The organism is Candidatus Krumholzibacteriia bacterium, from assembly GCA_029865265.1.
Taxonomy (GTDB): Bacteria; Krumholzibacteriota; Krumholzibacteriia; order WVZY01; family JAKEHA01; genus JAKEHA01.
Genome location: JAOUHG010000011.1, coordinates 69,327 through 82,203, shown reverse-complemented (window position 1 = coordinate 82,203; position 12,877 = coordinate 69,327). Strand labels below are relative to the sequence as shown.

The 12,877-nt window shown below is 65.8% G+C and carries 12 protein-coding genes; 2 read left to right on the top strand and 10 right to left on the bottom strand.

The window, feature by feature from the left end:
- Positions 1 to 104 precede the first annotated feature (104 nt).
- Positions 105 to 1,391 carry an isocitrate lyase gene (gene aceA, locus OEX18_07370; GenBank protein ID MDH4337088.1) on the bottom strand — a complete coding sequence of 429 codons (1,287 nt, stop codon included), beginning with the start codon at positions 1,389 to 1,391 and terminating at the stop codon, positions 105 to 107.
- Positions 1,392 to 1,452: 61 nt separating this feature from the next.
- The gene (gene aceB, locus OEX18_07365; GenBank protein MDH4337087.1) at positions 1,453 to 3,066 is read right to left on the bottom strand and encodes a malate synthase A; all 1,614 of its coding nucleotides are present in this window, start codon (positions 3,064 to 3,066) and stop codon (positions 1,453 to 1,455) included.
- Between the two features lie 417 nt (positions 3,067 to 3,483).
- Between aceB and OEX18_07360 the strand changes: the two genes are divergently transcribed.
- On the top strand, positions 3,484 to 3,705 hold the full coding sequence (locus OEX18_07360) for a hypothetical protein (protein ID MDH4337086.1): 222 nt from the start codon (positions 3,484 to 3,486) through the stop codon (positions 3,703 to 3,705).
- A 96-nt stretch (positions 3,706 to 3,801) separates the two neighbouring features.
- Here the strand turns inward: OEX18_07360 and OEX18_07355 are convergent, their stop codons facing one another.
- Entirely contained in the window at positions 3,802 to 4,953 is a 1,152-nt protein-coding gene (locus OEX18_07355) for a citrate synthase (protein ID MDH4337085.1), read from the bottom strand.
- Positions 4,954 to 5,065: 112 nt separating this feature from the next.
- Positions 5,066 to 5,995 (bottom strand): PD-(D/E)XK nuclease family protein, encoded by a 930-nt coding sequence (locus tag OEX18_07350; protein ID MDH4337084.1) that lies wholly within the window; start codon positions 5,993 to 5,995, stop codon positions 5,066 to 5,068.
- Positions 5,996 to 6,030: 35 nt separating this feature from the next.
- Between OEX18_07350 and OEX18_07345 the strand changes: the two genes are divergently transcribed.
- On the top strand, positions 6,031 to 6,681 hold the full coding sequence (locus OEX18_07345; protein ID MDH4337083.1) for an MBL fold metallo-hydrolase: 651 nt from the start codon (positions 6,031 to 6,033) through the stop codon (positions 6,679 to 6,681).
- Here OEX18_07345 and OEX18_07340 read toward each other — a convergent pair.
- The 6 genes from OEX18_07340 to OEX18_07315 all read right to left on the bottom strand — a co-directional run bounded on the left by OEX18_07340 (position 6,678) and on the right by OEX18_07315 (position 12,875).
- Entirely contained in the window at positions 6,678 to 8,126 is a 1,449-nt protein-coding gene (locus OEX18_07340) for a hypothetical protein (GenBank protein ID MDH4337082.1), read from the bottom strand. The genes OEX18_07345 and OEX18_07340 overlap by 4 nt on opposite strands.
- A 151-nt stretch (positions 8,127 to 8,277) precedes the next feature.
- A complete protein-coding gene (locus OEX18_07335) occupies positions 8,278 to 8,820 on the bottom strand; it encodes a hypothetical protein (GenBank protein MDH4337081.1) in 543 nt (180 codons plus the stop codon).
- A gap of 75 nt (positions 8,821 to 8,895) precedes the next feature.
- The gene (gene lipA / locus OEX18_07330) at positions 8,896 to 9,801 is read right to left on the bottom strand and encodes a lipoyl synthase (protein ID MDH4337080.1); all 906 of its coding nucleotides are present in this window, start codon (positions 9,799 to 9,801) and stop codon (positions 8,896 to 8,898) included.
- Positions 9,791 to 10,477, bottom strand: a complete 687-nt coding sequence (gene lipB, locus OEX18_07325) for a lipoyl(octanoyl) transferase LipB (protein ID MDH4337079.1) — start codon at positions 10,475 to 10,477, stop codon at positions 9,791 to 9,793. Before lipB ends, lipA begins: the two co-directional genes overlap by 11 nt.
- A 1-nt stretch (position 10,478) precedes the next feature.
- On the bottom strand, positions 10,479 to 11,768 hold the full coding sequence (sucB, locus tag OEX18_07320; protein MDH4337078.1) for a 2-oxoglutarate dehydrogenase, E2 component, dihydrolipoamide succinyltransferase: 1,290 nt from the start codon (positions 11,766 to 11,768) through the stop codon (positions 10,479 to 10,481).
- Positions 11,769 to 11,900: 132 nt separating this feature from the next.
- Complete coding sequence (locus OEX18_07315) at positions 11,901 to 12,875, bottom strand: alpha-ketoacid dehydrogenase subunit beta (protein ID MDH4337077.1); 975 nt, start codon at positions 12,873 to 12,875, stop codon at positions 11,901 to 11,903.
- Positions 12,876 to 12,877 lie beyond the last annotated feature (2 nt).

The window sequence follows — 12,877 nt, the reverse complement described above, 5'->3', positions numbered from 1 at the left end:
AGCGCGCGAAAGTGCGCCGGAGGTGTGACGGAGAACCAGCGGGACGGGGCGGGCGCCGCCGAAGGAGGAGAAAGCTCGGCGCCCGGCCCCGTGCCCTGCGAAACCTAGAACTGCTCTTCTTCCGTGGACCCCGCCATGCCCAGCGTGGACGTCATGCCCTGGCTGGCAATCTCGGTGACCGCGTCGAAGTAGCCCGTACCCGCGAACTCCTGGTGCCGCACCGCTTCGTAGCCGAGCTTCTCGGCGGTGAACTCCGCCTGCTGCAGCTCCGAGTATGCCGCCATGCCGCGATCGCGGTACCCGCGCGCCAACTCGTACATGGCGAAGTTGAGCGAGTGGAAACCGGACAGCGTCACGAACTGGTACTTGTAGCCCATGGCGGCGAGGCGCTGCTGGAATTCGCCGATGGTCTTCTGGTCCAGGTTGCTGCGCCAGTTGAACGAGGGCGAGCAGTTGTACGCCAGCATCTTGCCCGGGAAGCGTTCGTGGATGGCGTCCGCGAAGTCCTGCGCCTCCTGCAGGTCCGGGTGCGACGTCTCCATCCACAAGAGATCCGCGTAGGGCGCGTAGGCGAGCCCGCGCGATATGGCCTGCTCGAGGCCGGCGCGCACGCGGAAGAATCCCTCGTGGGTGCGCTCACCGGTGAGGAACTCGTGGTCGTACGGGTCGATGTCGCTGGTGATGAGCCCGCCGCTGCCCGCGTCGGTACGCGCGATCAGGACGGTGGGGACACCCATGACGTCGGCCGCGAGCCGCGCCGAGATCAGCTTGGTGATGAACTCCTGGGTGGGCACGATGACCTTGCCGCCCAGGTGTCCGCACTTCTTCACCGACGCCTGCTGGTCTTCGAAGTGCACGCCCGCCGCGCCCTCGCGGATCATCGCCTTCATGATCTCGAAGGCGTGCAGCGTGCCTCCGAAACCCGCCTCCGCGTCCGCCACGATGGGGGCCAGCCAGTGGGCGCCGTTGCCGTTCTGCCTGCCCTCCTTGTGGTGGTGGATCTGGTCGGCGCGCAGGAGCGCGTTGTTGATGCGCCCCACCAGTTGGGGGACGCTGTCGCACGGGTACAACGAGAGGTCGGGGTACACCGCCGAGGCCGTGTTGGCGTCGGCGGCGGTCTGCCAGCCACTCACGTAGATGGCGTTGAGCCCCGCGCGAACGTGCTGGATGGCCTGGTTGCCGGTGACGGCGCTGAGCGAGTGGACGTAGGGCTCGGAGTGGAGCAGGCTCCACAGCCGGTCCGCGCCCATGCGCGCCAGCGAGTGCTCGATGTGATACGAGCCCCGCAGCTTCCATACGTCTTCCGCGGTGTAGGGCCGGTCGATGCCGGCCCAGCGCGAAGACGTGTCCCATTCCGCCATTGTCTTTCTGATGAACGTGCGCCTTTCCATGTGCAAGTGTCCTCCTGGGTGCGTCTGGCTCACGTCGGTTCGGAGATTTAGGCGAGTTCGTTCATTTGAGGAATTCATACGCCAGCGAGGGCATGAACTCGGCGAACTCCTCGTTTGTCATCATTCCGGCAAACAACTTGGAAGCGGTCTCGAAGCGCCCCGCCGCCCAGGCTTCCTCGCCGGCCTCGGCGCGGATGCGCGCCATCTCTTCGCGCAGGACGGCGTGCACGAGGTCCCGGGTGACAGTGCGGCCGTCGTCCATGCGCGCGTCGTGGCGCACCCACTGCCACACCTGGGCGCGGGAGATCTCGGCGGTGGCGGCGTCTTCCATGAGGTTGTAGAGGGGAACACACCCGGAGCCGCGCAGCCACGATTCCAGGTAGAGCACACCAATATTGATGTTGGTGCGCAGGCCCTGCTCGGTGATGGTGCCGTCCGGCACGGCAATCAGGTCCTCTGCGGTGACGTCGACCTCGGAGCGGGCAATGCGGATCTGGTTGGGCGTCTTCATGTGGGTGTCGAAGATCTCCTTCGCCACCGGCACCAGCCCGGGGTGGGCCACCCAGGTGCCGTCGTGTCCCGCGCGCACCTCGCGCAGCTTGTCGGCGCGCACCTTCTCGATGGCGGCATCGTTGGCCGCGGGGTCGTTCTTGATGGGGATCTGTGCCGCCATGCCGCCCATGGCGTGGATGCCGCGGCGGTGGCAGGTCTTGATGAGCAGGTCCACGTATGACTTCAGGAAGTGACGGTCCATGCCCACGGTGGCGCGGTCCGGAAGCACGAATGCCGCGTGGTTACGAAAGCGCTTGATGAACGAGAAGATGTAGTCCCAGCGCCCGCAGTTGAGACCCGATGAGTGCTCGCGGAGCTCGTACAGGATCTCGTCCATCTCGAACGCCGCCAGGATGGTCTCAATGAGCACGGTGGCGCGGATGGTGCCTTTGGCAATGCCCATGGTTTCCTGCGCGCGCACGAAGACGTCGTTCCACAGCCGCGCCTCCAGGTGGCTTTCCATCTTGGGCAGGTAGAAGTAGGGGCCAGAGCCGCGCGACATCAGCTCCTCCGCGTTGTGGAAGAAGAACAGCCCGAAGTCGAACAGCCCGCCCGGAACCGCGTTGCCGTCCACGCGCATGTGCCGCTCGTCCAGGTGCCACCCGCGCGGGCGCACCAGGAGCGCGGCCGTGGTCTCTCCCAGCGCGTACTGCTTGCCCTCGGGGCTGGTGTACTGGATGGTGCGCCGCACGGCGTCGCGCAGGTTGACCTGCCCCAGCACGCAGTTCTCCCAGGTGGGCGAATTCGAGTCCTCGAAGTCGGCCATGTAGGTGTTGGCGCCGGAGTTCAACGCGTTGATCACCATCTTGCGGTCTACCGGTCCGGTGATCTCGACCCGCCGGTCCTCGAGGTCGCGGGGAATGGGCGCCACCCGCCAGGTGGCCTCGCGGATAGGCCGGGTCTCGGGGAGAAAGTCCGGGAAGTGCCCGGCGTCGATCTCATGCTGGCGGATCGCCCGCAGCTTGAGGAGTTCACCCCGGCGCGCGCTGAAGCGGCGTGCGAGGTCCGCCACGAAGCGCAGCGCATCGGGCGTGAGGACTTCCATGTACGCGGGCTCGATAGCCCCGGTAATGACGATGCCTTCGTCCACGAGCGGATTGAGCGAGGTTCGTAGGGAAGCCATTATGGTCTCCGGGAGAAAAATCTGCGGAACAACCGGACTGAAGCCAGAATGGATTCAGCAACGGATATACCACGCCCGCCCCCCCGGGGGGGGCACAAGACTTAACTCTATATATTTCAACCTATTAGAAGTATGGGTCGCGGCCCGGCGGATCGTCCCGGGGGTGTTCGGGGGCGTCCCCATGGGGCATTTGACCCCCGGGAGCCCGAACAATCGACGGGGATGCCCCGATCCGCGCCGCGCGTAGGACGTTCCGGCAAGCCCGCGGAATGACATCGGCGGCGGGCGCGCCCGATTTCCGTTGACACCGCCGCCGCGCCCCGCTAATTAGCAAATCCGTCCCCCGTTTGCAGGCGCGCCGGGTAGGAGCCGGCGGGTGTGGCCGGGGGACGTCCCAACATCGAGAGGTCGACGGCAATGGAAAACTGTGCTTACTGCGGCGAGAACATCGGGGGCGACGCGCTATACGTCGACGAGGAGGTCTTCTGCTCCGAAGAGTGCATGCGCGACTACGGAGCGGGGAGTTCGTCCTACGGCAGTGACGATGATGACGACTACGAAGATGACAATGATGACGACTACGATGATGATGACGATGATGATGATAACGGCGAGGAGGACGAGGACGACGACTACTGATCAGGAACCGGGTTCCCGGTTCCCCGCGGATGTGAAAAAGCCGCCCGGTTTCCCGGGCGGCTTTTTCGTCTCGCGACCAAGGGGGCGACTGACGGGTCAGGATGCCCTGACCCCTTCCTTGCGCTCCGACATGGGCACGTAGGGAACCTCGTGCTGCCCCTGGTAGACCTGTGTCGGGCGGAAGAGACGGTTATGCCGCATCTGCTCCATCCAGTGCGCCGACCAGCCTGCGACGCGCGACACCGCAAAGATGGGCGTGAACAGGTCGGTCTGGATTGCCAGCCGGTTGTAGACGATGCCGGCGTAGAAATCCACGTTGGGATAGATCCCGCGCGGGCCCAGCTTGGCGATCGCCATCTGCTCCAGTTCGACCGCGATATCGTACAGCGGTGAGCTGCCGAACTTCTCGAACAGGTCGCGGGCGAGGCCCTGGAGGATCGTGGCGCGCGGGTCCTTGGTCTTGTAGACCCGGTGACCCATGCCCATGATCTTCTCATGGCGCTCGAGCTTCTTCTCAAAGTACGGTCCCACCGCACCGGGGGAGCCGATCTCCTCCAGCATGTGCAGGACGGCTTCGTTGGCGCCACCGTGCAGCGGGCCGGACAGGCTGCCGACCGCCGCCGAGATCGCCGCCGCCGGCTGGCACTCCGTGGATGCGGTCACACGCGCGGTGAAGGTGGACGCGTTCATGGTGTGGTCCGCGTGAAGGATGAGACAGATGTCCATCGCGCGGGCCTTGTTGGTGTCCGGCTTCTCACCGCTCAACATATGCAGGAAGTCGGCGGCGATGGTCAGCGACGGATCGGGCTCGACCACCTTCTTTCCGTGACGCACCCGGTAGATGGCGGCGACCAGCGACGGGAACTTCCCGATGAACTCGATCGCACAGTCCTCGCGCGTCTTTTCGTCGTAGACGTTCCGGTGTTCGCCCACCATACCGACGGCGGCCACCGCGGTTTGCAGCGCGGACATCGGGTGTGCGCTTTTCGGAGTACAGGACACGACTTTCTGGAGTTCGGGACTCAAAACACGCGCCTTCGCGACGCGACGGTTGAATTCGGCGAGCTCGTTCTCCGCGGGGAGATGCCCGTTCAGGAGGAGGAATGCAACCTCTTCGAACGTGCTGTGCGCGGCCAGGTCTTCGATCCGGATTCCTCTGTATTCGAGGATACCTTTTTCGCCATCGATAAAGCTGATGGCCGACTCTGCGGCAGGTACTTTTTCGAGGCCGGGAATGTACTCGATCATGGCATGGCTCCTTCGATCCTAAAGTGACACTTACACTTATACTACGAACCCGGCGCGGGCACAAGGGCCAGTTGCGCCCGCCGGGAGCCTGCTCCGCGGCCTCCAGCCGGCTTCAGGGGGTGGTGTCGATGGCCGGCCCGCAGACCTTGAGGAAGTTGCAGCGAAGGCAGGCCTCGCGCCTTTCTACGCGGGCAAAGCGATCTTCGGTGGCCCGGTTGTTCTCCGGGTCGTCCAGGAGCGCGCGCATGTCGGCGATGCTCCCGCGCACGTAGTCCAGGATCTGGTCGAGTTCCCGCTCCGCGATGGTGCGCGTGTGCACCGCGCCCTGCGACAACTCGAAGCGCCGCATGTGTACGCGGTGAATGGGGATTCCATAGGCCTGGTGGAGGTAGAAGGCGTAGCAGGCCAGCTGCAGGCGCGCGTCGGACCCCTCACGGCGCCCGGTCTTCCAGTCCCATACGATGACGTGGTCGGGTTCGCGGATGGCGCAGTCCAGCTTCACGTGCACCTTGACCCCGTCGAGGAGGAAGTGCGACAGGCGCTCGACCTCCAGGAAGTCCGCCGGGGCTGTCCGCTGAAGCTGATCCCAGACCTCGGAATGGTAGAAGTTGAGCAGGCAGCGGTCCACCTGGTCGGCGGTGTCGCGCCACTGCTCGTCGGTGACCGGCCGGCGGTACTCGTGCTCGAAGAGGCCGCAGTCGTGTTTGGGGTTGTCGTGGTAGCGGCCGTCGCGAGACGACACGAAGTCCTCGCGCATGCGGTTGCGCGTGATCTCCAGGATGCGCTCCACCGGGAGCACCGGGATGCCACGGGCGAGATTCTCCAGCGAATGGCGGATGCACTCGTGGACCACCTCGCCCACCCACATGGGCCGCGACTTGAGCTGCTTGAGCACGTAGATCTCGCGCGTGCGCTCGTCCGAACCCCACTCCCAGCCGCTCCAGAAGCCGTAGTGCGAGAACCAGTACTGGCGGGGGCATTCGCGGAAGGTGCGGTCGCGCGACACCGACCACGCGAACGTGTTCTTGAGGACCTGACCCATGGCAGCAATATAGCACGCCGTGCTAGGATAGGCGCATGTTCCGCATCGAGTCTCTCGTGGTGGGCCCGTTCCAGAGCAACTGTCACATCGTGGCGTGCGGCGAAACCGGCGAGGCGGTCATTTTTGACGCCGGCGACGAGGCGCCGCGCATCCTGGCCGCGGTGGAGGAGATGGGTGTCACGGTGAAGGCGGTCGTCAACACCCACGCGCACCTCGACCACGTGGCGGGTCTGGCGGGGGTGGTCGACGCCCTCGGCGTGCCGGTGTTCATGCACCGCGCCGACGAGCCCGTCTACCAGGCTGTGGGGCCGCAGGCGCAGATGTTCGGCCTGCCGGTGCCGCGCACCGTCCCCATCCAGCGCTGGCTGGAGGAGGGGGACACTGTCAATATCGGGAATCTGCGTGGCGAGGTGATGCTGATGCCGGGCCACACCCCGGGTCACATCATCGTGTTGTTTGTCGGCGAGACCCCGCCGCGCGTGGTCGTGGGTGACGTGCTCTTCCAGGGGAGTATCGGACGCACGGACCTCCCTGGCGGCGATCACGAGACCATGATGCGAACCCTCGAGCGCTTCCTCCCCATGGCAGACGATACCGTGGTCCACTGCGGCCACGGCCCCGACACCACCATTGGCGAAGAGAAGCGCTGGAACCCCTTCCTCGCGCCCATTGCTCGTCGCGGCTAGTCTTCACGCAGCTTGGCGAACTCCTTCAGGCCCAGGTGCACCTTGAAGCGGGTGGCGCGGTTGTCCCAGCCCGCCTCCGGGTTGGTGTACTGGAACGCCCACGAGCTGCCGCCGTATCCGCTGCGCCGCTCGTAGCCGATCACGGAGAAGCGGTACAGCATCTCCAGCGCCTCGTCGGTGCCCACCGTGTTGTGCTTGGAGCGCCGCTCCTCGTACTCCTCGGCGAACTCGTCGCGCTGGAAGGTCATGGTGCTGATGGCCGAGCAGGCCTGCAGCGCCTCCTCCCACTGCGGCCAGTGCGCCATGATCTCGTCGTCCAGTTCGGACTTGAGGTAGGCCGAGTACGCCTCGCGCGCGTTGACCACGTCCGGGTTGCTGAGCAGCAACGGGCTCTCGTCGCGCGCGCGTGCCTGGCGCAGCGCCGAGTTGAGGAACTTTATCACGTCGCGCGGGCGCAGGAAGGTGCGGCCCACGATGTAGTTCCACTTGGTATACGAGCCGCGCAGCGTATCCGGCGTGGTGATGGAGTCCCACGACGTGCCCGGGCCCAGCTTGGCGCGCACCCGCGCGCTCACCAGTTCCATGAGGGAATCCGAGTCCCACTCCAGACGCAGTGCGAGCGATTCGCTGATCTTGTTCTTGTCCGAAAACGAGAGCTTGTCCCACAGGTCGGAGCGCAAATAGATGACGGGGTGCACGGGCACGCCGCCGTCGCGGCACGACTGTCGCACGGACCGCGCCGCCAGCACCAGGCCCGCGAGCATGCGCGCACGCTCTTCGGTGAGGGTGGAGATCCCCTGGTCCAGTTCGTCGAAGTGGAGCATGAGCGACGGTGCCCCCGCGGAGCGGGCCAGCTTGAGGGCCGACGCGATGATCATGTCCGAGAGCGCGTCCAGTTCCATCCCCAGCTTGAGGTCGGTCTTGCCGCGGTCCAACGCGATCCCGCCCAGCTTGCAGCCGAACACCATGGGTTCGAAGGACATGCTGGAGAGGCGCAGCTTGGAAGGGCGCAGCACGTCTTCCATGTCGATGGCGTCGCCGTAGTTGTCGGCCAGGAAGTGCTGCAGTGCCTTGGCGTTCTCGTCGGCCGCGCGCGGCGCGCGCGACAGCGCCAGCACCGCCAGCTGCACCGCGATAAGGTAACGCCACGAGGAGACGTAGGCCTCCACATCGGAGGAGCCGCGGTCCATGCGCTGCGCGTGGACCGCCCACGGGTAACCGCCCAGGTTGAGAGAGCGCGATACGCCGTTGCCGTTTCCCTCGGCGAAGTGGCGTACCAGCGCCGTCTTGCCCGCACCCTTGCGCCCCAGCACGAGAAAGACGTCGCCGTTCTTGATGCTGGCGACCGCGTCGGTGGTGAGAAAGTAGTCGAGTACCGCGTCGTCTTCCGCGGCGACGTCGCCGAATGACGTCAGGTCTCGAAGGGATCGTGTCTTCGTAGCCATGGCAATCCTCGCTGGTTGGAGATCATGCCATGGCTGCAATCCGCATGCCGCGGGCGCGGGGTAACGCATGCGCCCCGGTCGCGGCGCATGGGGGCGCGTTGCGCCCCCGGGAGGGGCGGTGTGCTTCGCGCGATACGCCTCGCCGCGGCGCTCAGCGGTACAGCGACTTGACGCGGCCCCAGGTGGTGGACTCCACCGGGGTCGCACAGTCCCAGCAATCCCAGCTGTTGGCCACGAACGAGAAGAACCGGCCGCTGGCCGTCTGCTGGACGTCGTTGCAGTCGACGGCGACGACGTCGTTGCCAGGGTACCCCACCACACGGAGCTGGTAGCAGGTCACACTCTGCAGCGGCTGGGTAGGGAAGAAGTCGAGACGGAAGATCGCCCAGTCCGCGCTGGAACATTGCCGGGATACCGACACCCCCTGGTAGGGATCGCAGTCACCCACGCACAGGAACCCGATCGGAGTGCCCCCCAGGCTGATCATGCCCGCCGGGAACTCCGCGGCCACCCGGAAGCTCAGCGCCTTGGTCCCGGTGGAGAGATGGTGGACGACGTACACGGAAAACGGGATGAACGGCATGGGAACGACTGCGCACGCACCGGGCAGAGGTTCCGTATAAAGACCGACCAGGCTGGCTCCGGCGGGTGCGGCGAGAAAGACAAGGCACAACACCATCGCGATGATTCGCATGGAATGCCTCCTATTGTGCGCGGCAGGAATTCAACTGCTAGTATACACCCCGCGCGCACATGCGGTCAATGCGCCCTAACAGGCCGGCTGGCGCGAGGTGCCTTCCATCTGCTGTCTGGCGTGGTAGGAGCTGCGCACCAGCGGGCCGGACTCGACGTGCCTGAAGCCCATCTTGAGCCCTTCGCTCTTGATGTGCGCGAACTCCTCGGGCGTGTAGTAGCGGTCCAGCGGGAGCGCCGCCTTCTTCGGCGGCAGGTACTGGCCGACCGTCATGATGTCGCAGCCGGTGTTGGCGATGTCGCGCAGGGTGTCGAGGAGCTGCTCCATGGTTTCGCCCAGGCCCGCCATGATGCTGCATTTGACGCGCATCTCGATGCCGTGCCGGTCGCGGTACAGCACCGAGTTCTCGAGCACCTTGAGCGTGTTCTCGTATACCGCAACCGGGCGCACGCGGCGGTAGAGGTGCGACGCGGTCTCGATGTTGTGCGCAAGGCAATCCGGGCGCGCGTCGAGCACCACGTCCAGCAGTTCCTTCTTTCCATTGAAGTCCGGGATCAGCACCTCGACCATGCAGTCCGGCACGCGCCGCCGCACGGCGGCAATGGTTTCGGCAAAGTGTGCCGCGCCCTCGTCGGGGAGGTCGTCGCGGTCCACCGATGTGATCACCGCGTACTTGAGCTTGAGCGACTCGATGGCCACCGCCACGTTCTCCGGCTCCATCGGGTCCGGCGCGTTGGGCTTTCCCTTCATGACCGAGCAGAAGCCGCAGTGGCGCGTACACACGTCGCCCAGGATCATGAACGTCGCCGTGCCCTGGCCCCAGCACTCGTAGATGTTGGGGCAGCGCGCCTCCTGGCAGACGGTGTGCAGGTTGAGGCTGGATACCAGGTGGTTGACCTGCCGGTACTCTTCGTTGGTCTGCAGGCGGATCTTGAACCACCCGGGCCGTTCTGGGCGGGGAGCCACAGGCTTAGTGGACATGAACGATCGACTCCTCCTGCATGTGGCGGCCCATGATGGGGCCGAAGTGGCGCGTAACGGACTCGCGCACCGCATTCATGGAAACCGGCGAGAGCATCTCGCGTTCCAGTGACGTCATGGTGCAGCCCGCGATCCCGCATGGGTTCATGAGCGAAAAGAAGGACAGGTCCGTGCTCACGTTGAGCGCAAACCCGTGGCAGGTGACCCAGCGCGAGATGCGGATGCCCAGCGACGCGATCTTGCGGTTCTGCACCCACACACCGCGGTGCACGGGGTGACGATCCGCGAAGACGCCGAAGTCCGCGAGTGCCGCGATGAGAACCCCTTCCAGATCGTACACGTAGCGGCGGATGTCGCGCCGCGAGCCCTCCAGGCGCAGAATGGGATAGCCCACCAGCTGGCCGGGGCCGTGATAGGTCACGTCGCCGCCGCGATCGGTGGTGACGATTTCGCACCCGCGCGACGCGATCAGGCGCCGGTCGGCGAGGATCGCGGACGCGGTGGCGTTGCGCCCCACCGTGATCACGTGCGGGTGCTGCACATAGAGCAGCACGTCGTCGCCCTCGCCCCGCTGCAGGCGTTCCACTTCGCGCTTCTGCGTGGTGAACGCCGCGGCATAGGGAACCAGCCCCAGGTCCATGGCGCGGCACGCCGGAATGCCGGAGGGAAGCGTCATGCTACGCGCCCGGCTTCTCCAGCTCCCGCTTGACCACGGTCAGGAAACGGGCCGCGTCGGCGCCGTCGATGATGCGGTGGTCGTAGGAGAGCGACAGGTACACGATGGGCCGGATGGCGATGGCGTCGTCGATAACGACCGGGCGCTTGACGATGGTGCCGATGCCCATGATGGCCGCCTGCGGCTGGTTGATGATGGGCAGGCCGTACATGCCGCCGAACACGCCGACGTTGGTGATGGTGAAGGTCCCGCCCTGCACGTCGTCGGGAACGAGCCGCTTGGTGCGTGCGCGCTCGCCCAGGTCGCCGGCGGTCCGCGCCAGGCCGAGCAGGTTCATCTGGTCGGCGCCCTTGATTACCGGCACGATGAGCCCGTTCTCGAGCGCCACCGCGATGCCCACATTGACGTTCTTCTTGTAGACGATGGTCTCGCCGTCCACGCTGCTGTTGATGATGGGGTATTCCTTGATACCGCGGATGCACGCTTCGATGAAGAAGGGCAGGAAGGTGAGTTTGACGCCCTCGCCTGCGAACTCCTTCTTCAGGGCCTCGCGGCGCTTGACCACCTCGTGCATGTCGACTTCGAAGATGGTGTACACGTGCGGCGAGGTATGCTTGCTCACCACCATGTGCTCGGCAATCTTCCTGCGCATGATGCTCATGGGCTCGCGCACCTCGTCCTGGCCCGCGGCGAACACCTGCGGCTTCGGTGCGGGCGCGGGGGCAGTGCGGGCGGCGGGCGCAGGAGCCGGTGTCGCAGGGGCAGGCGCCGAAACGGCGGGCGCCGCGGTGGCGGCGGATTCGATGTAGCCCAGCACGTCCTTCTTGGTGATGCGGCCGCCTTCGCCGGTGCCATCGAGGAGGGAGAGGTCGACGTTGTGCTCGGCGGCGATCTTCTGCACCACCGGGGAGGAGCGTACCACCCGGCTGCCGGATGCGGCCGGCGCGGGAGCGGGGGCGGGAGCCGGCGCGGGCGCCGGTTTCGGTGCCGGTGTTGCCGCCGCGGGCGCGGGAGCCGGCGCCGTCTTCGGTGCCGAAGTCGCAGGCGCCTCGCCGGCCGCGCCGATGCGGCCGACCACGGTGTTGATCTCCACGGTGGTTCCCTCGGTCACCAGCACCTCCAGCAGGGTGCCGGCGGCGGGGGAGGGAATCTCGGCGTCCACCTTGTCGGTGGAAATTTCGAACAGGGGCTCGTCGCGGTCGATCTTGTCGCCGACCTGCTTGAGCCACTTGACGATGGTTCCCTCGGCGATACTCTCGCCCATCTGCGGCATGATCACATCGACACTCATTGTCTAATCCTTTCCTATTGTTGTCGCGCTGCAAGGCCCGCGCGGACCGTCGCTGTTCGAGCGGGTGTCACCGATGCGGCCCCCGCCGCGTCAGGCGGCGGGGAAATCGGTGACAGGACCCGCGAGCCCCCGTCAGTACGCCGCCAGTTTCTTTGCGCGTGCCACGATATCCGGCACCTGGGGGAGAAACGCTTCCTCCAGCGGCGGGCTGTACGGCACCGGGGTATCCGGCGGCGCAATGCGCACGATGGGCCCGTCGAGATACTCGAACGCCTTCTCGGCGATGCGCGCCACCACCTCGCCGCCCGGGCCGCCCGTGAGCGTTGCCTCGTGCAGCACGATCACCTTGCTGGTCTTCTTCGCGGTGGTGAGAATGGCCTCCTCGTCCACCGGCAGGATGGTGCGCAGGTCGAGCACCTCCACGTCGATGCCTTCCTTCTCCAGTTCCGCGGCGGCATCCAGCGCCCGGTATACCATGGCGCCCCAGGTGATGATGGAGAGGTCCTCGCCCTCGCGCCGCAACTGCGCCTTGCCGATGGGCACCACGAAGTCCTCGGTGGGGAGGTCCTCCTTGATGCGCCGGTAGAGGTACTTGTGTTCGAAGTACAGCACCGGATCCGGGTCGCGGATGGCGGCCTTGATGAGGCCCTTGGCGTCGTACGCGGTGGACGGACACACGATCTTCAGGCCGGGAACGTTGAAGAAATACGACTCCACGTTCTGCGAGTGAAACGGCCCGCCGTGCACGCCGCCGCCACACGGCCCACGCACCACGATGGGTACGCCGGCGCCCCAGCGGTAGCGGCACTTGGCGGCGAAGTTGATGATCTGGTCGAAGGCGCAGGAGATGAAGTCGATGAACTGCATCTCGCATACCGGCCGCATCCCCACCAGCGACGCGCCGATGGCGGCGCCGACGATGGCGGACTCGGATATGGGCGTGTCGATGACACGGTTGGGACCAAAGTGGTCCAGCATCCCCTTGGTCACCTTGAAGGCGCCGCCGTAGATGCCCACGTCCTCGCCGAGAATGAAAACATTCTCGTCCTTCTCCATCTCTTCCCAGATGCCTTCCTTGATGGCATCGATGTAGGTCGTGACTGCCATGC